The sequence below is a fragment of the Devosia salina genome, from assembly GCF_019504385.1.
GTDB classification, from domain to species: Bacteria; Pseudomonadota; Alphaproteobacteria; order Rhizobiales; family Devosiaceae; genus Devosia; species Devosia salina.
The window spans coordinates 290,001-314,481 of record NZ_CP080590.1 but is presented as its reverse complement, the minus strand read 5'-3'; the positions used below and the strand labels follow the sequence as shown (position 1 = coordinate 314,481).

At 60.9% G+C, this 24,481-nt stretch carries 20 protein-coding genes and 2 pseudogenes; 15 read left to right on the top strand and 7 right to left on the bottom strand.

Translation table 11 applies throughout. The features are described 5' to 3' along the window. Positions 1-725: 725 nt before the first annotated feature. The 3 genes and pseudogenes from K1X15_RS01530 (at position 726) to K1X15_RS01520 (ending at position 3,749) form a co-directional block, all read left to right on the top strand. A pseudogene (locus K1X15_RS01530) lies at positions 726-1,507 on the top strand (IS5 family transposase). 296 nt (positions 1,508-1,803) lie between these two features. Then, complete coding sequence (locus K1X15_RS21685) at positions 1,804-2,844, top strand: aldehyde dehydrogenase family protein (RefSeq protein WP_421952992.1); 1,041 nt, start codon at positions 1,804-1,806, stop codon at positions 2,842-2,844. Next, complete coding sequence (locus tag K1X15_RS01520) at positions 2,841-3,749, top strand: EamA family transporter (RefSeq protein WP_220305754.1); 909 nt, start codon at positions 2,841-2,843, stop codon at positions 3,747-3,749. Before K1X15_RS21685 ends, K1X15_RS01520 begins: the two co-directional genes overlap by 4 nt. Before the next feature lie 336 nt (positions 3,750-4,085). Here the strand turns inward: K1X15_RS01520 and K1X15_RS01515 are convergent, their stop codons facing one another. Both K1X15_RS01515 and K1X15_RS21175 read right to left on the bottom strand, forming a co-directional pair. Then, complete coding sequence (locus tag K1X15_RS01515) at positions 4,086-4,238, bottom strand: hypothetical protein (RefSeq protein WP_220305753.1); 153 nt, start codon at positions 4,236-4,238, stop codon at positions 4,086-4,088. Positions 4,239-4,366: 128 nt separating this feature from the next. Beyond that, positions 4,367-4,471: pseudogene (locus K1X15_RS21175) on the bottom strand (ATP-binding protein); the annotation flags it as partial. On the opposite strand from K1X15_RS21175, the gene K1X15_RS01510 reads away from it, so the two are divergent. The 3 genes from K1X15_RS01510 (at position 4,448) to K1X15_RS01500 (ending at position 7,548) form a co-directional block, all read left to right on the top strand. Continuing rightward, positions 4,448-5,041, top strand: coding sequence for an alpha/beta fold hydrolase (locus K1X15_RS01510; RefSeq protein ID WP_220305752.1), 594 nt, complete (start codon positions 4,448-4,450; stop codon positions 5,039-5,041). The pseudogene K1X15_RS21175 and the gene K1X15_RS01510 overlap by 24 nt on opposite strands. 52 nt (positions 5,042-5,093) lie before the next feature. Then, complete coding sequence (locus tag K1X15_RS01505; protein WP_220305751.1) at positions 5,094-6,635, top strand: MFS transporter; 1,542 nt, start codon at positions 5,094-5,096, stop codon at positions 6,633-6,635. A gap of 262 nt (positions 6,636-6,897) precedes the next feature. Next, positions 6,898-7,548 carry a fumarylacetoacetate hydrolase family protein gene (locus K1X15_RS01500; RefSeq protein WP_220307389.1) on the top strand — a complete coding sequence of 217 codons (651 nt, stop codon included), beginning with the start codon at positions 6,898-6,900 and terminating at the stop codon, positions 7,546-7,548. A gap of 88 nt (positions 7,549-7,636) precedes the next feature. Here K1X15_RS01500 and K1X15_RS01495 read toward each other — a convergent pair whose 3' ends face one another. The 4 genes from K1X15_RS01495 to K1X15_RS01480 form a co-directional block, all read right to left on the bottom strand. Next, positions 7,637-9,055, bottom strand: a complete 1,419-nt coding sequence (locus K1X15_RS01495) for a hypothetical protein (RefSeq protein ID WP_240549621.1) — start codon at positions 9,053-9,055, stop codon at positions 7,637-7,639. Positions 9,056-9,553: 498 nt separating this feature from the next. Then, on the bottom strand, positions 9,554-11,461 hold the full coding sequence (locus tag K1X15_RS01490; RefSeq protein WP_220305750.1) for a TRAP transporter permease: 1,908 nt from the start codon (positions 11,459-11,461) through the stop codon (positions 9,554-9,556). Positions 11,462-11,496: 35 nt separating this feature from the next. Beyond that, positions 11,497-12,492: a TAXI family TRAP transporter solute-binding subunit gene (locus tag K1X15_RS01485; protein WP_220305749.1), complete on the bottom strand. Its 996-nt coding sequence runs from the start codon at positions 12,490-12,492 to the stop codon at positions 11,497-11,499. Between the two features lie 878 nt (positions 12,493-13,370). After that, positions 13,371-14,651: a Rieske 2Fe-2S domain-containing protein gene (locus K1X15_RS01480; RefSeq protein ID WP_220305748.1), complete on the bottom strand. Its 1,281-nt coding sequence runs from the start codon at positions 14,649-14,651 to the stop codon at positions 13,371-13,373. Between the two features lie 194 nt (positions 14,652-14,845). On the opposite strand from K1X15_RS01480, the gene K1X15_RS01475 reads away from it, so the two are divergent. From K1X15_RS01475 to K1X15_RS01460, 4 genes are read left to right on the top strand one after another with little or no spacing between them, the layout of a single operon-like run. Further along, the gene (locus K1X15_RS01475; protein WP_240549620.1) at positions 14,846-15,724 is read left to right on the top strand and encodes a PDR/VanB family oxidoreductase; all 879 of its coding nucleotides are present in this window, start codon (positions 14,846-14,848) and stop codon (positions 15,722-15,724) included. 34 nt (positions 15,725-15,758) lie between these two features. Continuing rightward, on the top strand, positions 15,759-16,904 hold the full coding sequence (locus K1X15_RS01470; protein WP_276315319.1) for a Gfo/Idh/MocA family protein: 1,146 nt from the start codon (positions 15,759-15,761) through the stop codon (positions 16,902-16,904). A 17-nt stretch (positions 16,905-16,921) separates the two neighbouring features. Next, the gene (locus tag K1X15_RS01465) at positions 16,922-17,914 is read left to right on the top strand and encodes an ABC transporter substrate-binding protein (RefSeq protein ID WP_220305746.1); all 993 of its coding nucleotides are present in this window, start codon (positions 16,922-16,924) and stop codon (positions 17,912-17,914) included. Positions 17,915-17,929: 15 nt separating this feature from the next. After that, the gene (locus tag K1X15_RS01460) at positions 17,930-18,367 is read left to right on the top strand and encodes a hypothetical protein (protein ID WP_220305745.1); all 438 of its coding nucleotides are present in this window, start codon (positions 17,930-17,932) and stop codon (positions 18,365-18,367) included. A gap of 33 nt (positions 18,368-18,400) precedes the next feature. On the opposite strand, the gene K1X15_RS01455 is transcribed toward K1X15_RS01460, so the two are convergent. Next, complete coding sequence (locus tag K1X15_RS01455) at positions 18,401-18,880, bottom strand: MarR family winged helix-turn-helix transcriptional regulator (RefSeq protein ID WP_220305744.1); 480 nt, start codon at positions 18,878-18,880, stop codon at positions 18,401-18,403. A gap of 268 nt (positions 18,881-19,148) precedes the next feature. Between K1X15_RS01455 and K1X15_RS01450 the strand changes: the two genes are divergently transcribed. The 5 genes from K1X15_RS01450 (at position 19,149) to K1X15_RS01430 (ending at position 24,459) form a co-directional block, all read left to right on the top strand. Continuing rightward, a protein-coding gene (locus K1X15_RS01450; RefSeq protein WP_220303547.1) for an IS3 family transposase occupies positions 19,149-20,302 on the top strand; the annotation gives its coding sequence in 2 pieces (ribosomal slippage) (positions 19,149-19,421 and positions 19,424-20,302; 1,152 coding nt in all). Between the two features lie 557 nt (positions 20,303-20,859). Beyond that, positions 20,860-21,633, top strand: coding sequence for an ABC transporter permease (locus K1X15_RS01445; protein WP_220305743.1), 774 nt, complete (start codon positions 20,860-20,862; stop codon positions 21,631-21,633). Positions 21,634-21,659: 26 nt separating this feature from the next. Beyond that, positions 21,660-22,688 (top strand): ABC transporter substrate-binding protein, encoded by a 1,029-nt coding sequence (locus K1X15_RS01440; protein WP_220305742.1) that lies wholly within the window; start codon positions 21,660-21,662, stop codon positions 22,686-22,688. Then, positions 22,685-23,548 carry an ABC transporter ATP-binding protein gene (locus K1X15_RS01435; protein ID WP_220305741.1) on the top strand — a complete coding sequence of 288 codons (864 nt, stop codon included), beginning with the start codon at positions 22,685-22,687 and terminating at the stop codon, positions 23,546-23,548. Before K1X15_RS01440 ends, K1X15_RS01435 begins: the two co-directional genes overlap by 4 nt. A gap of 53 nt (positions 23,549-23,601) precedes the next feature. Continuing rightward, a complete protein-coding gene (locus K1X15_RS01430) occupies positions 23,602-24,459 on the top strand; it encodes an HNH endonuclease (RefSeq protein WP_220305740.1) in 858 nt (285 codons plus the stop codon). Positions 24,460-24,481 lie beyond the last annotated feature (22 nt).

The following is a 24,481-nucleotide window of genomic DNA, read 5'->3' as shown; positions in this document are numbered from 1 at the left end:
TGCCGAAGGCATTTCCGGGGTTTTTCTTCTTTCTTGGACTGTAGCCGGCTGCGTCATCCCGCTCATGGCCTGCTGACAGAATTGACAAAATTGACAAAATGGAGCGCGAGCATCTCACTTTAGTCGATGTCGTCTCGGTACAGAAAGATGCCGGCCCGCATTGGGCAATTTGACAAAATTGCCAAAACTTTGGTGGGAAGCAGTAACTTCAGATGGACCAGTCAACGAATGTCAACAAAGGTAAACGTTGACGAAAGTTGATTTTTGTTGACCTCACACCTTTGCACCTGCAGGTGCCACACCTTTTGCTCTGGTTTGACTGAACATTACAGCATTTGGTCGCTGCGGTCATCTGTCCGGCCCTTTGTGTTGCAGCGTTCGATTTCTGCATGGCCTTGATGGCAGTTCGCTGATCCGGTCTCAATCACTGTGGCCTGCTCGAGGCGCATGCACAGATACGGGCTCTCCGGATCATCGGTGTCGACCCCTCGCCATTACGTCTGACGTGACGGATACCGAAGGCGACCTGCGAAGGTGTGACACGGCCCACCATGCGGTTCGGCAAATTTGTCATGTTGGCAAAAGCCGAAATGTGAACCCGGCTGCAGAGCGCCTCTCAACGGCAGCACAGCTCTCGCTGAGTGACTACAATTAGGTCCTGTTGACAAAAGGGATTCCCAAATCGCCGCGTGACTGATTCAAGGCTTCCTTTCATGGAGGCATTTTTGGCTCGTGGCGATCTGACGGATAATGAGTGGGCACTGGTGGGGGCGCTGTTGCCGTCCGAGCGCGGTCGATGGTCTCGACCCGCCCAGGACAACCGCCGCTTTCTGAATGGCATGCTTTATGTGTTGCGTGTCGGCTGCCCTTGGCGCGACATGCATGAGCGCTATGGCAAGTGGAACTCGGTCTATGTTCGGTTCCGGCGCTGGGCCGAACAAGGCGTCTGGGATGCCTTGCTGGAAACGCTGGTCGAACTCGGGCTCACCGACGACTGGCAGCACATGATCGACAGCACCACAGTGCGCGGCCACTCTCAGGCAGCGAGCGCAAAAGGGGGACTCATAAGGAGGGTTTTGGTCGAAGCCGCGGCGGCTTTACGAGCAAAATCCACGCCCGCGCAGACGGTCAGGGACGCCCTCTTGGCTTTATCCTCACAGGCGGCGAGACCTCCGACTACAAAGCGGTCGGTGACCTGATCGCCTTGCCGGTTGCCAAGCCCAGGCTCATGCTGGCTGACAAGGGCTATGACAGCGACGACGTCCGCGCCAGCCTGCTACTCAAGGGGATACTGCCGGTCATCCCGCCAAAGGCCAACCGCAAGCAGGCCATCACCTGCGACTTCCGGGCATACAAGGACCGCAACCGCGTCGAGCGCATGTTCAACAAGCTCAAGCAGTTCCGGCGTATCGCAACCAGATACGACAAGACCGCCGTCTCTTTCCTGGGCTTCCTGGCTCTCGCCGCTGCGAAGTTATGGATGCCGACTTATGTCAACAGGGCCTAGGCTACCGCGTTCGCACACAACGTGCGAGAACATATGCGAACACTTGCGTCGCCGGAAACGGTTCTGTTATTCCCCACTGCTCGAACTACTGCTTCAGCGGTCTAACTCGGAGACGCCAAACCACCAGATGTGCGAGGCAAGCAGCGCCACGCTCCTTCAAGAATTGCAGATACTTCGCAGCCTAATCATTTCTTCGCATAACGATTGGAACGGGTGGGAATGCGCAATGTTATCGACAACGGAAGGCTGACACTCTAGGGATAGGTTAAGGAGCTGGGCGGAGCGCATCATGCAAGGTGGTCGGCAAGAGACGTCGTGAGAAGTTCTGGACCAAATTCTGCCGGAGCATCGATCCTTCTTCTATGGAGCGACTGGCATTCGCCACTCCACAGTTCGTCCATCGATACGTTCGACCCCGGCCGCGGCATCGTGCTGGCCGCCTCGCCGAGGCCAGGAATGCGGACGTCGACCGTGCGGTCGCCGCGGCCAAGGCGGGATTTCCGGTCTGGCGCGACGTCGCTCCCCTGGAACGCGCACGCATTCTCAAGGAGGTCGCGCGACTGCTTAGGGCGAATGCGCGCGACCTTGCCACGATCGACGTCGCAAACTGCGGCAATCCGGTGACGGAGATGATCGCCGACGCCAATATCGTCGCAGCGCAACTCGAATTCTTCGCCGGTCTTGTGACCGAGATTAAAGGCGCGTCGATCCCGATGGGACCGCACGCGGTGAATTTCTCCATGCGTCAGCCGCTCGGCCTCATCGCGCGGATCATCGCCTTCAATCATCCTTTTATGTTCTGCACAGGCAAGATCGCCGCGCCGGTGGCTGCCGGCAATTCGGTGATCATGAAGTCGCCGGCGGAGTCAAGCCGGGCATCCCGACACGGCCAGGCGACCGACGACGACCGCCTGGCCGGCGGTTATTACCTCGAGCCCACAATCTTCGCCGACGTGACGCCGTCGATGCGGATCGCGCGCCAGGAAATATTCGGCCCCGACCTCGGCGTGCGACGTTGGGACGACGAAGCGGTGATGACCGAGCAGGTCAACGCGCTGGAATACGGCCTTACCTGCTCGATATGGCGCGCGCGAAATCAGCAAGGTGCACCGCACCGCGATGCGCGTAGAGGCTGGCTTCGTCGGGATCAACGAGGTCGCGAAGCATTTTCTCGGCGCCGCTTTCGGCGGCGTCAAGAATATGGGCATCGGCCGCGAGGAATGTCTGGACGAACTGACCACCTTTACCGTGGAGAAGAACATCCACATCGGCCTGAACGGACAACGAGAACCATGACGGCAGCTTGCCGCGACCATCCGTCGGAGAGCCCGTCGTGATCGGCGAACTGATGGCGCTCTTTTCCGCTTGCGCCTTCGCTGTGGGAAGCGTCGCCATCGCGAGAGCCGATCCGGCCGCGAGCGGGGAAGGTGGCGTGCTATTGTCGGTGCTGCTCACTGGCCTACTTTCGGCGTTGGTATGGCTGGTCGTCGGCCTGCCGCTCGAAACGGTGGCGAACGCACCAGGTATGGCGATGGTGTGGTTCTTCGCCTCGGGCATTCTCGCCACTGTCTGGGGCAGGCAGACGCTCTACAAGGCGATCCAGAATGCCGGCGTAATCCGCGTCTCGACCGTTCGCCGCCTGACGCCCTTCCTTTCGACCCTTCTCGGCTGGCTCATCCTGGATGAGACGATTGGTGGGCTGACGGGGGCGGGAATTGCCTTGCTGGCCGTCAGTTTCGCCCTGCTGGTCATCGAACGGCGCGACAGGAGCATGGCGGAAGAGACGGGCGCGAACGCGCCGCCCGACATCCCGCGCGGCTACATGTTTGGCATCATCTGCGCCGCATCCTACGCAGCTAGCTACATCGGCCGGAAATTCGGCCTCATGGCGCTGCCTGACGCATATCTCGGCGCGTTCGTCGGTTCGGTCGCCGCGCTCGGCTACTACGTCGCCGGCTGCGCCGTCAGCCCTTACTACCGCAAGGTTGTGGTCGACGCCTTGCGGCGGCCCGATCCCTGGCAGTTGCTCGCCGCCCTGTGCATCTCCGTCGGGCAGATCACCCAATTCATCGCGCTGACCTATACCGGCGTGACGCAGGTCGCCGTGATCAACTCGGTCGAGATCTATATCGCCGCCTACCTCGCCGTCGTCGTCTTCAAGACCGAGCGCATGCCGGCCCCCGGCATTCTTCTTGCGACCCTGCTGGCAACGGTCGGCGTGGTGATGGTCGCGGTCGGATAAGCAACTGTGTTGTTCAGTTTGTGTTTGGGGGCCATTGGGTTTGGTTTTTGATGATGGCATTGAGCCAGGTCATGAGCTTGTTGATCAGAGCGACAGGATGACCTTTCCGCGTGCGGCGAGCCTGTGTTTCATGGCGGCGAGACTTGGGTTGAAGCTGGCGCCGCTGAGGACGGCCATGTGGGCGACGTTGCGCACTGCGGAGCGTCCGCCCCCCGATCGTGCTGCGACCCTTGAATGCGCAGCTTTGCCGATCATAGGTGGCGACCCCGACAAGGGCGGCGATCTGGCCATGGGAGAGGCGGCCCAGTTCGGGCAGATGGGCCAAAAGTGTCCAGCTTAGGACGGGCCGACGCGGGGCACCGAGCGCAGGCGGCGGTCGATGTCGGCCATCTCGGGATCGGCGGCGACTATTTCGGCTAGGCGCGTTTCGAGCAGAACCACATCAGCTTTGATCGTGTTGATGCGTCGCGCGGCCATAAAGACCAGCATGGGTGTCAACGGCGGAGCAAAAACCGGCCATTGGGCGGCGCAAAACCAGGCCACTGGCGCTGCTGCGAGCGGGGAACGTCGGGAGGGCGTAGCCCGACCAGAGTTTTCCGCTCGCAGCGTCGGCGATCTTATTGGTGAGGGTTGGCGGTTTTTCGTGCCCGGCTTTGCGCGAGGCGATAGTTGTCGCCGTTCATCTCGAGGATGCTGACGTGGTGGGACAGTCGCAGGGCGCCTGGATCTCGGCCTTCATCGCCGTCACGCGCCCCGATCTGGTCAAGGGTCTGGTGCTGGTCGACAGCGCAAGTCTCACGCTTCCCGAGGGCGGCCTGAACCACGCGAATGTCGCGCAGCGCCATCACGAGATTTTCCTGCCCAACACCATGTTTCTCGAGGGCCTGAAACCGGATGCGGAAAGCGTGGTCCGACTGCTCCACACCATGGTTCACGACATGGCCAGTGTTCCGGACGATTTCATCGCCTACGGTATCGGCAGGGCGAAACACTGGCTTCCCATATGGGAAGATCCCTGGCGGGCATTCTGGGCCGACGGCGGTGTGAGAAACAGGCAGCAATATCTGCTTGATGGCGTCCATCTTCGCGAACACCTGCACAAGCTCAAATCCGCCCCGCTCATCATCTGGGGCAAGGACACGGTGAAGGGCATGCAGTCGGGAATCGACCTGTTCTCCTCATTGCCCGACTCGGAACTGCACATCTTCGACAAGGCCAATCACTTCCTGTGGATCGACCAGCCGGAGCGGTTCAATCGATCTGTCGGCTCGTTCCTGATCTCGCGCACCTGATCGCCGAGCCGGTCTCATCTCGCATCCAACCTCACGCGAAAGGACCTGACGGATGTCAGCTGCCACACCTTCCGAGACGGCAAGTCCCCGCCAGCCGATCCGACTGATCATTTTTTCGGCGGCCTGCGTCCTGCTGCTCGCGTCTCTCAGCCAGACGAGCATTGCCACGGCCATTCCCGTTATCGTCGCCGATCTGGGGTCCGTCGAAAGCGTCACCTGGATCATGACGGTCTATCTGCTCGCCTCCACGGTCGGCGCGCCGATTTCGGGCAAGCTGGCCGATCTTTACGGGAGCAAGCCCGTTCTTCAGGCCTGTATTCTCGTCTTTCTTGCCGGCGCGGGAATCGGCGGTCTGGCCAGCAGCATGGGGGTGCTGATCTTCGGGCGCTTCATCCAGGGTCTGGGAGGCGGGGGGCTGATCGTCGTTGCCATGACCGTAGTGGCCGATGTTCTGCGCGAACGCGATCGTGGCAAGGCACAGGGAGTTGTGGGTGCCGTCCTGGGATTTTCGACCGTCTTCGGCCCTCTTTTGGGCGGTTTTCTGACCGAGCAGTTTTCCTGGCACTGGGTGCTTTTCATCAACCTGCCGTTCGGCGTCCTGGCGTTCACCGGCATCACTTTCCTGCTGCCCAAGGGCGGCAATCACGGCCGGCAGAAAATTGACTATCCCGGGGCCATTCTGCTCGCCATCACGCTGACCGGCATCGTTCTCTTCGCGAGCCTTGGCGGCACGGCCATTCCCTGGGCATCCTGGCCGAGCGTTGCGCTGGGCGTGGTCTGCGGCTTGGGCTTTCTGGGGTTCATGTTCATCGAATCCCGGACCATTCAGCCGATTCTGCCTCTCGGCCTGTTTCGCATCAACAATTTCGTGGTGTCCAATGCCGTGCGCTTCATCATCGGCATGTCGATGTTTGGCATGATAACGTTCATCCCGCTCTACCTACAGGTCGTCAAAGGTTACAGCCCGACCGTTTCCGGCCTGCTGTTGCTGCCCCTGATGTTCGGATTCGTCGGCGGGTCCATCCTGTCCGGCATCTTCATGAGCCGGACGGGCCGCTACAGAATAGTGCCCATCCTGTCCATGCCCCTGCTGGCGGTCGGCGCGCTTCTGCTCGCAACCATCACCCCGGACACGAATGTGTGGATCCTGGGCCTCTATCTTTTGACGGTGGGCATCTGGATCGGCCCGGTCAACAGCATCGGCGTCGCCGCGATCCAGAATGCCGTTCCCGCGGGGGCGCTCGGCGTCGCGACGGCGAGCTCCCAGATGTTCCGCATGATCGGCGGTTCCGTCGGGGTCTCCATCTTCGGCGCGATTTTTGCCGCCGGGCTGTCGAGCCGGCTCCCCGGCGGCCTGCTGAACGATACGGGAAACACGGGTTTGCGCGCAATGTCGCCCCAGCTCATCTCCGAGCTTCCTCCGTCCTTGCGGGATACGGTCCTGGATGCGTTCACCGGTGCTCTCCATCCCATCTTTCTCTGTACGGCCGTTGCTGCCGTGCTGGCCTTTTGCCTGTCCATCATCCTCAAGGAAATCCCGCTCCCGGTCGATCGCCGGCGTGATCCAGACGCATATAATGGAAACGTGAAATGAAGATTCTCAGGTTCAACGACGATCAGATCGGTGTGCTCAATGCAAAAGCGGAAGTGGTCGATGTCAGCGATCTCGTCCCCATGCGCAGCGTCCGCGGTCCGCAGGGCGCTCTCGACTTCCTGATCGCGAATTTTCAGGAGCTGAAACCGGAAATCGAGAATCTGCTCGCCAGGGCGCCCGGCCAGACCCTTTCCGACGTGAAACTTCTTGCGCCGCTTCATCACCCCTCGAAAGGTCTCTCGGCGTTCGCGAACTACGTGACATTCTCGGGTTCACGAAGGACCGCCTGCCGAACGAGTTCTTCCACAAGAGCAACGATCTGGTTGGGTCGGGTGGAAGGACCACATTGCCGGACATTGACGACGTCGTGGTCTTCCACGCTGAAGCGGAGCTTGCCTTCGTTATCGGCAGCGAGGTCCAGGATGTCTCTGCCGGAGATGCAATGGGCAAGGTTTTCGGATTCGTTCCGTTCTTCGACATCTCGGCGCGAGGATTGCATCGCAGGGGACAGTTCATCCCCAAGGGTCAGCGCGGATTTGCGCTGTGCGGACCCTGGATCACGACCGCTGACGAAATTCACGACCCGCACGAGCTTCGGGTGCGCTCGTGGCTGAACGGCGTGATCGCCCAGGATTTCTCGACGAATACCATGGCAAATCGAATCCCCGAGCAGATCGAATGGCTCTCCCGGTTCACCACGCTTCACGCCGGGGACCTCGTCACGACCGGCACCAACCATGAAGGGCTCAAGCCCATAAACGTGGGAGACAGCCTCGAGATCGAAATTGAGGGGCTGGGGCGCGCACGGTTCGGGGTCGACGGCAGCAGCCCCCACAAAACCGCGGCGTTCGTTCCGGGGCAGACAAGCGTGAAGCCGCTGGAAAAAGGAATGCTGATCAGCCGGGTCGATTGAGGCCCGTGGCGTCTACGGCGCGAATATCGATAAATCGCGCCGTGGGGAAATGGATGCGGGGAAATGCCCCGCATCGTTCTCCGGAGGCTTATTCTCCAGCTATCCAGGTACGATTGTACTCTTCAACGCGCCACCCGTCTTCCTCCATGAAGCGGGCTTCGCCAAGATCGAGCTCGGCAGCGACGGCATTCAGGGCCTCCGGCGACGTGTCCGGCCACTCGCCCGTTTCCAGCCGCTCCATCATGACCTCGACAAGAGCGGTGGTTTCGGACGCCTCGAAGCCGCAATGGTCGGTGAACTTGAGCAGCGACTGACGGTAGAGATCGGTCGTGCCCTTCTCTTCCACGAGCGCTTGATAGCCCTGCATCAGGCTATAGGGAATCGAGTTGTCGCCCAGGCTGTGCACGCGGATCGTAGGCACCTGCAGGTCCCCGTCCGCTGTTCTTCCGGGCTGGCTCCAGTAATCGAGCGCATAGTCGGACGCTGCGATGCGGGGCGCGGAATTGATGCGCTCGATGTCCTCGCCGATATCGAGGCCCGCCTCGGCATAAAGATGTTCGACAAGCTCCTTCATGATCGGCGATGCCGTATCGTAGAAGGCTGCGTAATCGATGCCCTCATTGCCTGAAAGCTGCTGGCCCGAGGCGGCATTCTCGAACATCACGCGCGATTGGCCGCCGACGGTGCCGGTAAGCCGCAATGCCGAAGGCACCAGTTGATCGGACAGTGCTTCGGAGGTGAGCGGATCGGGGAACGGCTGATCCGCAGCCTCCCAGGGGGACCATTGGCCGATCGCGAAGGCAAGGGCGAGGCGCGCCCGTCCCTCGGGAGTCTCTCCCAATGTCTCCACCGCGCTGCGCCATGAGGCCTGGATGTCGCCGATCGTCCTGCCGTCGGAGCCGGCGCCGTTCGGCATGTTGACGATGCGAAGGTCGCTCGCGGAGCCCAGGCCGGCTTCCTCATACGCGTCCGCGAGGAGCGTCTGCATGGCAAACCAGCCATCGAGGTAGCTGTTCATGATCCACACCGGTATATGCGCCGACAGAACGACCGCACCGTCTATGCGATCGGAGAAATCCTCGGCGGCGGCGAGACTGACGAATCCGGCTCCTGAGCAGCCGAACGCCAGCACCCACTCGGGATCGTACTGCTCCTCGAAAATCGTTTGAACGGCTTCGAGGTTATGTATTTCCCGCTGCGGATCATACTGCCACGGGCGCATGGGATGGCGCGCCAGACCCGCGAAGGCATAACCTCTGCTCAGCAGATCCGTAAAGCGCTCCGTCTGCGAATTCGCCGCATAGTCGAGATCGCGCAGGAGCACGCCGTTCCAGTCGGTGGGCACGCTGATCAGCCAGGCCGTGCCGTCGGGCAGGGTGCCGCTTATCTCTTCGATTTTCTGTGCTTGCGCCACTGGACTGGCGGCAAGCATTGCCAGCAACGCGAACGCCGCGGTGCCGCTCTTCAGATATTTGCGATAGCTCTTCTCAAGCGTGTCAAAGGTCACCTTATCTTCCTCCTGAACGAGCCAAACGCCCCGCCGGAGGGGTAAAACGTTTAGCTTCCTAACAAATCAAGACTACTTTTCAAAAGATAGTCTGTCAATGACAGTTCTCGTTCTGTATTTTTGAATGGGGGGAGTTCGTGTATAAATATATGTAGGAATCTTCATAGTATTTTGCAAAAATATATGGTTCCGGATGAGAGAATTACATCCTCTTTTCCAGATTGCATGCCGTGTCATGCGATGGCGGGGCCAGGGTTGCCTTGATATCCCCGGTTGTTGGGTGTCAATAATCGAAGCCTAAAACAGGCGTCGTTATAGCTTTTTCCGATCCATCATTCAGCGGTCCGTGCATACTGGGCTTCGAGGGCGAGGCGATGATGCCAAACTGTCCGGGGAACGCCTCGTCCCAATGCGTCCCCTGGTGGAACGGGAGCGGAGGCCGCAACGGGGTCTCCCGAAATACGGCCTCGCCAATGCGCAATCCTTCCGCTGCGGACCTTAGCGTTGTGAAATCGTGCGCTCCTGGTGCGCGGGATCTGTGGCCAGTTTCCCTGTCCGTCGCCATATGCCCAGCGCGATCGCGAGAACGGTCACCGGTATGGAAAGGAAAAGGTAGGGAGAGAGCGCCGCCGCAGCGGCCGCCAGAATCACCACCCGCACAATTGGCTTCAATTCGACTTCCAGAGCAAGCGCCAGAAGAGTCGTGGCCACGATGCCGCCCAACGCGGCAACACCGATTTCCAAGGCACTGCCCTGGGCCAGCAAGGCTTCGTTCCATACGAAGAAGAACGGGAGAATGAACCCGATGGCGGCCAGCTTCACCGACGTGACGGCAATCTTCATTGGGTCTTCATCCGCGATTGCGGATGCGGTGTATGCTGCCACCGCGATAGGCGGCGTCAGGGCGGAGAGCAGGGCGAAGTAGAGCAGGAACATGTTGGAGGCCAGCAGGGGCAGCCCGACGACCGTGAACGCCGGACCGACGAGCACGGCCGCAAGAATATAGGCGCTGGGCGTGGGCATCCCCAGTCCCAGAAGAATCGCGATGCCGGCGGCGAGCAACAGGACGACGAAGGGGCCCGAACCCGACAGCATCAGGACAAGGCTCGACGTCTTGAGGGCAAGGCCGGTCATCGTCAGCCCGCCAATGATCAATCCCGCTGCGGCGCAGGCGCCGGCCACCGGCAACATGCGGATGGTCGCCTCGCCCAGCCCCTCCAGCATCTTGCGCGGCGTCATCCGGGTCCGCTTGGTCAGCAGGGACGCGACAACCAGGGCAACCGTGCCGTAAACGGCGACGTAGGTGGGCGTATAGCCCATCAGCAGGGCTACGGTGATCACCACGAGCGGTATGACGAACACCCATCCCGTCTTCAGGGTCTCCTGCACCGGGTCGACGTCCTTGACGCCTTGCAGTCCCTGGCGAACGGCACGGAAATGCACCTGCAAATAGACGCCGATATAATAAAGGATCGCCGGAATCAGCGCCGCGAGCACGACGTTCCGATAATCGATGCCGGTATACTCGGCCAGGATGAATGCGGCCGATCCCATGACGGGCGGCATGGCGGCTCCACCCGTCGAGGCCGCGACCTCGACAGCGCCCGCGAAACGCGGGGAGTATCCGAGCCGCTTCATGATCGGAATGGTGATGGATCCCGTGGTCGCCACATCCGAAGTCGGACTGCCCGAGATCATTCCGTACATGCCGGACGATATGACGGCGATCTTGGCCGGGCCTCCGGGCGAGCGGCCCGTGAGCGCCGCTGCGAGCTGGAACATGAATTCGGCGCCTCCCGCATGAGACAGGACCGAACCGAACATCACGAACAAGAAGACGTAGCTGGCTGCCACCTGGATGGGTACGCCGAATACGCCGTCGGTGGTGTACATCAGAACGTCGACAAAGGAACCGAAGTCGATGAACCCATGGCCGAGCGGGGGCGGGATCAGGTGTCCCCAAAGGTTGTAGGCAAGGAAAATGAGCAGGACGATCGTAAGCCCGATGCCGGTTGTCCGCCTGGCCGCCTCGATGGTCAGGGCAAGCAGGAGCGTGCCGAAGAAGAGCTGGTCGCCGGGCAGTGGCCGGAGGAGCGTGATATGATTGGCCAGGTCAGCCCTGATCGTAAAGAAGTAGATGCCGCACGCGACGCTCGCACCGCTCAGGACCCAATCGGCAATGCCGATCCGGTCCGTTGATGTCGAGGTCGGACCGACCGTCAAAAACAGCAGGGCATAAATGCCGCAGACGAACAGAATGCCGATCAGCAGCGCATCGGGCAGCGCAAAGATGTTGGCATATACAACGCCGACGGCAAAAATCGCGGCAGCAACGGTCAAGGTTTGACGCGGCACGCCGTCGAAAGATCGACGGCGGCCGGTTCCGACGAGTTTGGCCAAGGCCATTTACCCACTCCTCCGGTTGTTCTTGGAAACGGAAACTATTCGATCAGGCCCGCTTCCTGGTATGCCCGCAGGGCGCCATCGTGGTGCGGCACTGCGGTCTCCCGAGTGAGCAGCGTGGTGTCCAGGTCGGCCATTGCCGGATGGACCGAGCGTATTGAGTCGAGATTGTCGATCAGCGCCTTGGTCAGCGTGTAGGCATCTTCCTCGCTCATCTCCGCGCTGGCGATCAGAACGGCACCCAGAGCCAGGGTCTCGATGGCTTCGGGCTGGTTCTCATAGGAATCGGCGGGAATCGTGAACTCGGCGATCGAGAATTCCTCGGCGATCTGCGCCCTGACATCGGCCGGAATGCTCAGCAGTTTGATGTCGAGTGCGTTCTCGATTTCCCGGATGGAGCTGTGACCGACGAAAACACCGTTCGCGTAGAGATCGACACGACCGTTCTGGAGCAGGCCGGCCTGCTCGGACGAACCGGCCTGAACGACTGCTCCGCCCCATTGGGCGATCGCTTCGTCGTCGGCGCCCGCCGCCGCCATGATGGCAGACGCAATCTGGCCGGTGATATTGCCGGCTCTGTTTACTGTCATACGCACCGGAACCTGCGCGGCAGCAAAATCGTCCACGGAATCGACTTCATGCTCTTCGGCAAAGCTGCGCGTCGTGACGAACTGCATGGGTGCCCAGTCGTAAAGGTAGCCGATCGTGCGTAGATTTTCGATCGGCGCACTGAAGGGCTCGCCACCCTGTGCCGCGATAGCAAGCTCGGCGTCGTGGATAAGTCCGATTTCGGCCCTTCCTTCGCTGATCATTGCGGCATTGGCAAATCCGCCGCCGGTAGTCTGGTAGGTAATCGTCGAGTTTGGATCGTTTGCCTTCACGACGGCATCTAGACCCGCGCCAAGAAGCGTCCAAAGTCCTCCGGGGCTGGCGCCCGCGAGTGTGAGATTGAGCGACTGCGCAGTCGCCGGCAGCACCGGCGCCACGATAAAGGCGAGGGATAGTCCGGTCAGGGTAATTCGCGATAATGGCATCTGTTCCTCCCATTGGAAATCTGAGCTTTTGCAGAAATCTCGCTGCCGGATAGCTCCGCTCCGCGGCCGGCAGGATCAACGTTATGGTTAGTTTCCTAAGCAGTCAAGCGCGATGGTTTCAAAATCCGCCGCGGTCCGGCCGTGATGCGCCCCGGGGGGGTGTATAAGGCCAACGCAGCCAAGACTCATGGGTCTCGACACAGTCCTTGCCGGCTCCCGGAGCCGACAAGGAGAGAAGGGGGCGTCTCGCATTATTCGCCTGGAACCCATGTGCGATTGTAGGCCCCGACCTCCCGGTCGCCATTGATCGAACTCGATCAGGTCCTGGGCGGTGGCGGCCAGAGGCACCAGGCTGGACGCTGCCAGCAGCAGGCCCGTGAAGACATTCCACCGGCGCCGCGCTGTCGATTAATTGAAATTCAACATGGAACTTCCCTCCTCCGGAAGTGGTCTGTGACGATCAGATCGGCGTTCCCCCCTCGCGCCAATTTAATTAGTTTGCTTACTTAGTTATATGTGTCAAGCCACCCGTTGGCCGAATTCCGAGGCAAGGGAACTCTGGGCGATCGCCTTCATGGAGCTGTTCTGGATTGGCAGAATCGGCCTCGTCCATCTTTCGCTCCTGCGGCCTTCGCTTTTGCCTAACTTCGGCCCGGGGTTCCGCATGAACCGGGATTGTGAGGGGAAGCGGTCCGCTTCCATCGGGCTGTGCGCGAGGAAACGAGAAATGTGGCGGGAAGGGCGGTTGCGTTCCTGTCGTGGCGGGAGGAGAGCTGCCGGCTTGCAGATATGTCGTTACAAATCGCAAGGCTGCGACATGCCAGCAGACCTTTCGGCCGCGCGGGCCGAAAGGTCTTTTTGAGGCAGGGATGGGCGGCTTATTCGGCCGCGACCATTTCATTATGATTGACGAGAGTGCGCCAATCAGTCGTTTTGGGGAACACGCCCTCGCGCGACATGATCCGCGAATGCGGCAGCCGGGGCTCTTCAGTGCCGATGGCCTTGCCGCCTTCGGCGACCTTCCGCGCAGCATCGACCATCAGACGACGGAACTCGACGATGGCGAGATCGGATGCCCCGAGGATATCGTTGGTGCGATCGACGATCGGCCCCATGGAAACCCACATGACGATGTCCTGATTGGGAATGCCCAGAACGCCGGTGAAGTTGCCCTGCTTCATCAGCTCGCGATCCTGGAGGAAGTTGTTCTCCAGCGTGCGGCGCGAGCGCCATTTCTCGTCCAGATCGACTCCCTTCTCCGCATGGTTGAACTTGCGCCACTCCTCGGTGGTGGGGCATGCCGTGCCACCCCACGCGATGAAGTGGAAATGCGTGGTCTCGTCGTCGACAGGGACGATGACGCTGGCGACATTGTAGGAGCTGTTGGGCGGAATCAGCGAGTAATATGGCGCAATGAACTCGGTGATGCGCAGGTAGTCATGCGTGGCTGCATTCTTGATCGGCTTGCGGATCGCCGCGTAGTGGAACCCGTAGCTCGTCGTCTGCGTCTGCATGCGCGGCGACTTGTCCGTCGAGGGGCGATACCACGACTTGTCGTCGGCTGCGGCGCCCTCGACCCTGGCCGGCACCATATCGGAGGAGTGCAGGCTCGAGGAATGCGCGCTGTCGATCTGGCCTTCGTGAATCTGCGCCCAGTTCGCAGGAACACGAATCTTCAGGATTGCCAAAGGCGTATCCACGGTAGGAGCAAAGGCGGGCGGGTCGAATTCAGGAACATCTTCCTTGTCGCCGAACCAGGCCCAGACGAATCCGCCCCATTCCTTGACGGGATAGGCGCGGTGGCTCACCTTGTTGAGGAGGGGACTGCCTTCCGGCTCCGACGACATGGCGATGACCTTGCCGTCCACATCCATTTTCCAGCCGTGATAGAGGCAGCGCAAACCGCACTCCTCATTGCGTCCGAATACGAGCGAGGCACGCCGGTGCGGACACAGCTCATCGAGAAGCCCCACGCGGCCATTGGTGTCGCGAAAGGCGACGTACCTCTCCCCGAGTGCCTCGACCAGCAACGGGGTGCCATCCGGCTCGGCGACCTCCTCGATAAGGCAGACCGGTGTCCAGTGCTGGCGCATCAGGCGTCCCATCGGGGCGTTGTTCGATACCCGACACAAAAGATCGTTTTCTTCGGGAGTAAGCATCGTCTCCATCCCTCATTAAGTTAGGAAGCTAAGAGTTTAGTGCATCTCAGTTGCGAAGTCTAGGCATTGACAGAAATTAGTTAGGTAGCTAAGGAACGGAAAAAGGCAAGCTGGATGGTTTTCCCGTGATTATAACCGACGACGATCTTATCACGATGACCGTGAGTTCGCGCCGCGAACTGACGCCGAGTATCGTGGAGTTCGTGCTCAAGCCGGAGGAGGGGATCAGCCTGCCCCAATACGGTCCGGGCGCGCACATAACGGTGGAGACCCCATCGGGGGCAATGCGCCGCTATTCCCTCGTCGGCGGCGAGGCGAACACCTATACGATCGCGGTCAAACGGGAGCCGGAATCGCGCGGCGGCTCCCAATCCATGCATGATGAGGTTGCTGAAGGGAGCAAGCTCCGGGTCGCTCCCCCCGAGAACGAGTTTTCTCTCGGTCCCGCGCCCGACTATCTCCTGATCGCCGGAGGCATCGGCGTTACGCCGATCTATGCAATGGCCAAGCGTCTCAAGGAGCAGGACAAGCCGTTCCGGATAATCTATGTGAGCCGCAGCCCGCAGGATGCCGCCTATCTGGCCGAAATGCGCGAAGCCTTCGGGGACCGGATGATCGTCCATCACGACGAGGGCGATCCCGAGCGAATCTACGATTTCTGGGATCATTTCGAGACACCTCAGCCGACACATGTCTATTGCTGCGGGCCGAAGCCGCTCATGGAGGAGATCAAGGCGATTTCGGGCCATTGGCCCGAGGGACGTGTCCATTTCGAGGATTTCAAACCCGTCGACATCGTCCGCCCCGACGACGTGGCTTTCGATGTGGAATTGGCCAAGTCGGGCAAGACGGTGCACGTTCCTGCCGATCGTTCCATACTCGAGGCCGTACGCGACGCCGGTGTGCGGACCGTCAGCTCCTGCGAAAGCGGAACCTGCGGCTCATGCAAGACCCGCCTTCTTGCCGGTGATGTTGACCATCGCGACATGGTGCTCATGGATGAGGAGAAGGACAAAGCAATCATGATCTGCGTGTCCCGGGCAAACAGCGGGAATCTTGTCGTTGACCTCTGATTCCCCAGCAATTTCGAACCCCATCCGACTGGGCGTGCTAGGGCTGGGGCGGGCGTTCATGCTCATGCTGCCTGCCTTTCGCTCGGATCCCCGTATCCGCCTCGTGGCCGCCTGTGCGCCGCGAGAAGCCTCGCGGCGTGCTTTTCAGGCGGAATTCGGTGGCCGCGTCTACGAGAATGTGGAGGGGCTCTGCGCCGATCCCGAGGTGGAAGTGGTGTACATCGCCACACCGCACCAGATGCATGCTGACCATGCGGTAGCGGTCGCCGCGGCCGGCAAACATATCCTGCTAGACAAGCCGTTGGCCGTGGAGATGGCGGACGGACGGCGCATCGTCGAGGCGGCCGAGAAAGCGGGCGTCGACGTGATCGTCGGCCCCAGCCACAGCTTTGATCGTCCCGTGCAACAGGCGGGGGAACTGATCCGCAGCGGCGAACTTGGCCGGATTCGCATGATTCAAGCTTTTAACTACACCGATTTCCTCTATCGGCCGCGGCGGCCGGAAGAATTGCGCACAAGCGAAGGCGGGGGCGTCATTTTCAGCCAAGGCGTACATCAGATCGATGTCGTGAGGTTCCTCGCCGGAGGCGTGGGGACCCGGCTGGCGGCGATGACCGGCGCCTGGGACCCCGATCGTCCCACCGAAGGCGCATACAGCGCTTTGATGAGCTTTCAAAACGGGTGCTTCGCGACCTTCACATATTCGGGTTACGCGCATTTCGACAGCGACATCTGGATGGACGGGATCGGAGAGCTCGGGCAACGGAAATCGCCCCAGGGCTATGGCGCGGCGCGCAGGACGCTGGCGACGGTGCTCGATGCGCAGCAGGAAGCTGCGCTCAAGACGACCCGTACATACGGTGCCGGCGACGCACCCAAGCCGGCGGACCAGTATGAACATTTCGGACCGATCGTTGTGCTGTGCGATCGCGGGGACATTCGCCTGGTTCCCTCTGGATTGCACGTTTATGGCGACTTTGAACAGAAATTCGTGCCCGCGCCGACGTTCGAGACAGCGCGCACCGAAGTCATCGATGCGCTGGTCCAGACCGTCCGGCACGGACATCCGGCCGTACAGTCCGCCAGATGGGGTCTGGCGAGCCTTGAAGCTTGCCACGCCATCATCCGTTCCGCAGAGACAGGGACTTTCGTCGACCTCGTCGAGCAGGTGCCCGTATAACAATGAGGGGAGAATAAATGAGCAATCTCAATCTATCGCTTGCCATGGGTGATTACGACCGGACCCGGCCGATCTATGACGGCCGGGTGAAGATCGACGGGGTCGATCCGGTCTGCATGCTGCTTTCGCCCGAGGAGATGTTCTTCAGGGCATTCCGGCACCAGGCGTTCGACATCAGCGAGCTTTCGCTCTCTTCCTATTCGATCTCGGTCGCACGCGGAGAGCCCCATTATGTTGCGGTTCCCATATTCCTCTCGCGTGCGTTCCGCCACACGTCCATATACATCCGCACCGACAAGGGCATTTCCACGCCGGCGGACCTTCGCGGACGCCGTATCGGAATCGCGGAATACCAGCTATCGGCCAATGTCTGGGTGCGTGGAATTCTCAAGGACGAGTACGGCCTCGGCGCCGAGGACATCGTCTGGGTCCGCGGCGGCATGAATACGGCGGGGCGTCCCGAAAAGATCAAGGTCGACCTGCCGCCGAACGTGAAGGTCGAGGAAGCCCCTCAGGGCGCCACGCTGAACGCCATGCTTGCCGCTGGCGAGATAGACGGGTTCATAGGGCCGCGCGCGCCTCTGTGCTACGACGAGGAACACCCGCATGTGGGGCGCCTGTTCACCGACTCGATCGGCGCGGCCGAGGACTATTTCAGGCGCACCGCCATCTTCCCCATCATGCACGTTCTGGGTGTGCGGCGCCGTCTGGCAGACGAGCATCCGTGGCTGCCGGGAGCACTGCTGAAGGCTTTCACCCGCTCGAAGGCGATGTCGGATGCTGCGCTGGCGGATACTTCTGCAACGAAGGTCACCATGCCGTTCGTCGAAGACAATCTTCGTCGCGCTCGCAACCTGATGGGCAACGATATATGGTCCTACGGCGTCGATCAGAACAGAAAGGTCCTCGAGACGTTTCTCGGCTATCACTATGAGCAGGGGCTCTCTCCCCGAAAGGTCGATGTGAACGAGCTCTTTCACCCTGCGACCCTAGAAAGCTTCAGTCTCTGAACCATGACGAAATTTGTGCCAGGCGACATAGTCGAAGTCGAAACACCGCGTGGACATGCCTATGTCCAGGTTACCCACAATCATCCCTCCTACCCCGAGGTGGTGCGGGCTCTTGCCGGACCATACGAACAGGGCGCGGATGCGGCCACCCTTGCCAGGCTCGATACGCGCTTTATCGCCATGATCCCCTTGGCCGCAGCCGTCGACATGGGATCCGTTTCTGCGCGCCTGATGGGCAACGCTCCCGTACCGGACGCGCTGAAGGCTTTCCCCAAGTTCAAGATGTCGATACTCGACAAACATGAGGGCAAGCGGGAGAACGTGGCCTATTGGTGGTTCTGGGATGGCGATACGCTCAGCTACGACGTCGATCCTGGGCCTGAAATCGAGGATATACCCCCGCGTGAGGTCATGTCGATCGAGGAATTTGTGAGGACAATCAGTCCGCCGTAAGCTTCGGGAGCGGTGGAGGCCAAGAGTGGGATGTTAACCCAGATGGACGTCTTCGTCGAGGTGCTTCAAAATATTATTTTGAATTGATTTCAAATATTGAAGCAAGAGACCACGTTCATTGATGGAGAAATCTTCAACAGATGCATCTACGACCTCCTTCGCAAGTGGCATAAGGATATTTTCCAACTCGCGTCCGCGACCGGTCAAAAAGACATTTATTTTTCGTCGGTCCTCGTCGTTTCGCTTTCTCTGAACTAATCCAGAAGCTTCCATCGTTCTGATTGCGCTCAATGTCGTCGGCTCCATAGTGCCGACCAAAAGGGACAATTCTCGCTGAGTTTGCCCGTCCTTGTGCCACAAGGCGCGTAGAAAATACCACATGCCGGGTGTTACCCCATACGGCGCAATCTTCTGGTGGAGGAGCCGCTGTATAAGCCGATGAGTAAGGCGAGCTTGGTAGCCGACACTTTGCTCGAAAGGCAATTTGATGTTTTGAGGTGCTTTGCCAGCCACAGCGTTCTGGTCTTTCTGCTCATCAGTCGAGCCTTTGTCCCTCGGAGTTCCACTCTGAAAAGCGGTTGGAGTGGCTCGGCTTCCGCATTCATGAGCTATATTCGAGCCCACAACGCGTAATCTAGCTTTTGATTCGTTGCTCCAGTTCGAGTGACGTTAATAAATATCTCTTACTGGTAGGTTATCGCCCTGAGCTACTCCCCGAAAATGGGACGCTGACGTAAGCTAGGAATTGTTGTCTGCTGGTCTTCGACGATGGAGATCAGAGATGTCGAAACGCAAGCAGCATTCGCCCGAGTTCAAGGCGAAGGTCGCCCTGGAAGCATTGAAGGGCGAAGAGACGGTATCGGAATTGGCGAGCCGGTTCGGAATTCACCCCACGATGATCCACCAATGGAAACGGGCGTTGCTCGAAGGGGCATCGGGTGTGTTCGAGCGCGGCGGGCGCAAAAGGCCTGAGATTGACGATGAACAGGTCAAGGATCTGCATGCCAAGATCGGAGAGCTGGCCGTCGCCAACGATTTTTTGTCCAGAAAGCTCAAGCCTTGGGGCGGGAAGTGAGGCGAGGGATGATAGAACCTGATCACCCCGTGCTCTCAATTGGCAAACAGTGCACGCTGCTGTCGATCGCGCGCTCTTCGTTCTACTACACGCCGAAAGGCGAGACCGAGATCAACCTTGCCCTGATGCGCAGGATCGATGGGCAATTCCTGGAAACGCCCTTCTTCGGAGTCCGGCAGATGACCTGGCACCTGCGCAATGAAGGTCACGTGATAAACGAGAAGCGCGTGCGTCGGCTGATGCGGCTCATGGGCCTGATGCCGATTTATCAGAAGCCCAATACCTCGAGACCAGCCAAGGGGCACAAGATCTGGCCCTATCTTCTGAAGGGGTTGAGGGTGGAGCGCCCGAACCAGGCCTGGGCTGCGGATATCACGTATTTACCGATGCGCCGGGGCTTTCTCTACCTGGTGGCCATCATGGACTGGCACACCCGCAAGGTCTTGGCATGGCGCATCTCGAACACGCTGGAGGCAGACTTCTGCATCGAGGCGTTGAACGAGGCGGTCCACAAGTTCGGTCCGCCCGAGATCATGAACACCGATCAGGGGAGCCAGTTCACGTCCTTTGCCTGGACCGATCGGTTGCGACGAATGGGGGTGCGCATCTCCATGGATGGCAAGGGCCGGTTCCTCGACAACATCTTTGTCGAGCGGCTCTGGAGAACCCTCAAATACGAATGCGTCTACCTGCACGCCTGGGAGACCGGGTCACAGGCCCGCGCCGGCGTCCGCGAATGGGTGGACTTCTATAATAACCGACGCCCTCATTCCGCCCTTGGCGGAAAACCGCCTGCCGTGATCTATTGGCAGCGCATTGACCAAAACCAACCCGACCAGCAGGTGCAACGAGTAGCTTAATTTACGCCAAAAGCTGTCCAACGATTGGGGAGTAGCTCACACACTCGCGGCTCGGCTGGCTCACCCCAACCGAATACGCAACCACCTTTACCCCATGACGGGACCTGGCGCTGCGCTCAATGGCCAGCTCCACGCCAGCCCCCGTCTTCCACCAGGCTCAGCAGGGCCAAAACAACCCCCGGAGTCTACGTCACGCTGGATAAAAGATGGGGGCAACGTCATCTGGAACGCACCCTACAATGGTCCTCATCCCAATTTGACGAATAGCTTTTGTGATACAAAATGCGGAATATTGTGTTACACGTAGGTTGTGGAAAACGTATCATACTGTTTATTGTCCAAGCTTACGACGAGGGTTCGATTCCCTTCACCCGCTCCAATTCCTCAAATGGACATCCAGCGAGCCTCTGCAGCGCGCATGGTCCTGTCAGGCCGCCATGGCATTCGCGATCGATACACAATGGCGCTAGCGGGCATCGGGCAGAGCTGACCCGACGAACCTTGACCAGGCGAGCGGACAGGTGCAAGTGGCACCTGTCGTGACAGGGAGGCAAGGCATGGCTGGCAGGTTGGACGCGCGCCACGCCGCGCCGCTGCTGATTGCCGCAACGCGCCTGGGCCTGCTCGGCCTGCTGCTGGTGCTGTGGTGGCTGGCGGCACTCCACACAAGCCGGAACATCATCCCGACGCCGCTCGACACCGCCGTAGCGGCGACACGGCTGTGGTCCGAGGGGCGGCTGCAGGGGGCTCTGGTTGCAAGCCTGGGGACCTATCTCGGCGGCACACTGCTGGCTGCGTTGCTGGCCCTGCCTTTGGGCGCGCTGATGGGTGCCTTCGGCCTTCTGGGGCGAACGCTCGAAATCTACGTCTATGCATTGGCGGCAACGCCGCGCGTGGCCTTCATCCCGCTGGTCATTGTGCTCTTGGGCCTGGGTATCGAGGCCAAGCTCTTCATCGTTTTCCTCGGCGCCGTCATGCCCATGGTGATCAATACCTATGCCGGTGTGCGCCAGGCCGATATCGACCTGGTCGAAATGGCGCGCTCGGTGGGGGCCGGCAGGGCGCGCATCTTCCGGGCGATCATCTTGCCCGGCGCGGTTCCTTATATCCTGACCGGGTTGCGGATCGGCGCCACGATCGGCCTCATCAACACCGTGGTGGCCGAGCTCTACACCGCCGTTACCGGTCTGGGCGGCCTGCTGGCGCTTTATGGCAACAGCTTTCGGATGGCGGAATATTTCGTCATCGTCCTGACCCTTGCCGCCATTGGCGTGATCGTCACAGAACTATTGCGCCTCCTCGAAAACTATCTCACGCGCTGGTCACACTAGACCGGCCGAATGCGAAAGATTGCTGCATGTTCCGTCACGTAAAAGCCCATCTGGCGTCCCTGCTGCTGACCCTGGCGCTCGCGAGCGGGTGCGCGGCGCAATCGGATGCGCCTTTCCGCCTGATCGTGACCCATCTCGAACCGCCCCTGGTGCCCAATTCGGTGATGGATCTGGCCGTGGCCCTCGGCTATTTCGAGCGTGAAGGGGTCAATGTCGAGCTGGTGCGCGTGCAGCAGACGCCATCGGCGCTCGCGGCATTGCAGGCCGGCGAGGGCGAAATGGCCAATATCGGGGTGGACGCCCTGCTGCAGGCCATGGCCGCCGGCGCCGGTGATCTGCGCGCCGTGACCTCGCCCAACACGTCCCTGCCCTTCCTGATCGCGGCGCGCGCGGAGATCACGGACCTGACCGGGCTCGGTGGCGCGCGCTTCGGTGTCGGCCGCATCGGCAGCCTCGATCACACGCTGTCGCGCCTGGTGCTCGAGCGCCTCGGCGCCGATCTCGATGCCTCCGAAGTCATCAGCCTGGGCCAACCCAATATTCGCGCCCAGGCCTTGCTGGCCGGACAGATCGACGCCACCACCATGTCGATCGGCACCTGGGCCAGCCTGCCGGACCATAGCGGACTGCATATCCTGGTGGATCAGGACGCCTATTTCGCCGCCGCGCCGCTGGTCAACAAGGTCAATGCGGTTCCTGCTGCCGTGCTGGCGGAGCGGCCCGAGGATGTCGCCGCCGTCATCCGGGCCCTCATCCGCATCAGCCGCGACTTCGCCGCCGATCCGGCGCTCTGGGTCGACGCGATGAGCGCAGCACTGCCCGATACGGACCGGACCATGCTCGAAACGCTGGCACCCGCATTTGCGGCCAGTTGGAGCGTCAATGGGGGCCTCAGCGCCGACGCCCTCGACTATACCGCCAATTGGCTGTTCGACACCGAAGAGTTTGCCGGCCTGAGCACGCCGGCGCTGCTCGACTGGGTGGATTTCGCGCCGGTTGATGCGGCCCTCGCGGCCTTGGGCGTCGTCGATTCCATGGATTCGGCGGACCGATGAACCGAACAGCGGCCAGGCCGCAACCGAGCCCTGAAGCAGTCAACACCGGACGCTCCATCACATTCTCCGGGGTCAGCAAATCGTTTGCGTTGCGCGACGGCCTGCCGACAAGGGCAGTGGACGCGGTGGACCTGGTGGTGCCGGCGCAACAGTTTGTTGCCGTTGTCGGGCCGTCCGGTTGTGGCAAGACTACGCTGTTGCGGCTGGCCGATGGGCTGATCGCGCCGGACCAGGGCTCGGTCCGCATCGGGGCGGCGCCGCCTGTCCCCGGCCCGGGCATCGGCATGGTGTTCCAGACGGCCCGGCTGATCCCCTGGCGCAATGTCAGCGACAATGTCCGCTTCGCTCTTGAAGCGGCGGGGTGGCCCGCCACCGACCGCGACCGGCTGGTACAGGAACATCTCCGCCAGGTCGGACTGGAACGCTGGGCCGCGCACTATCCCGCACAATTGTCGGGGGGCATGCGGCAACGCGTGGCGCTCGCCCGGGCCCTTGCCGGGCAGCCCGATATTCTGCTGATGGACGAGCCGTTCGCCAATCTCGACGCGCAGACAAGGGAATTGATGCAGGAAGACCTGCTGGCCCTGTGCGCGGCGCGACGGCCCACTGTGCTCTTCGTCACCCATAGCGTCGACGAAGCGCTGTTGCTGGCCGACAGGGTGATCGTCATGGGCGGGGGCAAGCTGCTTGACGATGTCGAGGTGGCGCTGCCGCGACCACGATCGATTGCTGAGGCCACCCGCCTGCCGGCCTTCGCCGAACAGCGGGCACACCTCTGGTCGCAGATCCGCCATCTTGTCCTGGCCGATCCGGCATCTGCCTTCTTTGGCCGTCATAACGGGCCGGAGACTCGCGGTTAAGGCATTCTTCGGCGCCATCCCTACGTATTGGCCCCATTTGGGGGAAAATACGCATGCCTTTTGCCGTTCTCAATGTGCGGCCCAGCCGCCAGAAATCGTTCGACGTGGTTCGGATCGACAACCGGAACAAGGACCTGGCCATGAAGGCCATCGGCCGCAAGGTGCTGCTCTATGCGCCGCGGGACGAAGTGCGGCACGGCTATTTCGGCAAGGCCGAGGTCTCCGAGGTTCGACTCGATGCGATGCATCGGCGGTTCATGTTCCTCGACCTCTGTCAGATCGAGATCTTTGCCCACAGCATCCGCCTCGAACAGGTAGCCGAGCCGCTGGAAGCGCTGGCCTATCGGCCCGATGGCAGCATCGCGTTCAGCTATTTCTCCACCGGGATAAGGCGCCTTTCCGCGCCCGACCGGCGGGCCATCCTGCGCCTGGAGCGCACGCTCCTGCCGTTTGACGGCCTCGAAGCGCCTGCGCAGCCGGAACTGGTGGCCAGGCCCTCCGCGCCGTCGCCACTGCGTCGGATCAATCGCGCAATGGCCTTGCGTGACGCCCAGCTGCGCTGGCAGGTCCTCGAACATTACGGTCCCGCCTGCGCCATCTGCGGCAGCAATTTTGGCGATGTCGAACGGGGCCTCTATGAGGTCGAGGTATGCCACCTGCAGGCGCTCAGGTTTGGCGGGCCCGATGCGCTTAGCAATGTCATGCCCATGTGCAGGACGCATCACTGGGCCTTCGACGCCGGACTGTTCACCCTGGCCCAGCAGGGACAGATCCTGGTCAGCAATCGCATGGTGCCGGACCTGCGCACGCGCTTCAACGGCCGCAGCCGCGCCTGGCTCCCCGATGCCCAGTCGGCCCGTCCGGCGGCGGTGCATCTGCAGTTTCACCGCGACATGGTGTTCCAGCCCTAGGCGCTTTCCATGCCTGCTGACA

Coding starts and splice junctions, on each gene's coding strand:
- K1X15_RS01515 (WP_220305753.1), bottom strand. CDS start 4,238: ATGCTGGTCTTTATGGCCGCGCGACGCATCAACACGATCAAAGCTGAT.
- K1X15_RS01440 (WP_220305742.1), top strand. CDS start 21,660: ATGTTCCGTCACGTAAAAGCCCATCTGGCGTCCCTGCTGCTGACCCTG.
- K1X15_RS01480 (WP_220305748.1), bottom strand. CDS start 14,651: ATGCTTACTCCCGAAGAAAACGATCTTTTGTGTCGGGTATCGAACAAC.
- K1X15_RS01445 (WP_220305743.1), top strand. CDS start 20,860: ATGGCTGGCAGGTTGGACGCGCGCCACGCCGCGCCGCTGCTGATTGCC.
- K1X15_RS01485 (WP_220305749.1), bottom strand. CDS start 12,492: ATGCCATTATCGCGAATTACCCTGACCGGACTATCCCTCGCCTTTATC.
- K1X15_RS01505 (WP_220305751.1), top strand. CDS start 5,094: ATGTCAGCTGCCACACCTTCCGAGACGGCAAGTCCCCGCCAGCCGATC.
- K1X15_RS01465 (WP_220305746.1), top strand. CDS start 16,922: ATGAGCAATCTCAATCTATCGCTTGCCATGGGTGATTACGACCGGACC.
- K1X15_RS01430 (WP_220305740.1), top strand. CDS start 23,602: ATGCCTTTTGCCGTTCTCAATGTGCGGCCCAGCCGCCAGAAATCGTTC.
- K1X15_RS01490 (WP_220305750.1), bottom strand. CDS start 11,461: ATGGCCTTGGCCAAACTCGTCGGAACCGGCCGCCGTCGATCTTTCGAC.
- K1X15_RS01435 (WP_220305741.1), top strand. CDS start 22,685: ATGAACCGAACAGCGGCCAGGCCGCAACCGAGCCCTGAAGCAGTCAAC.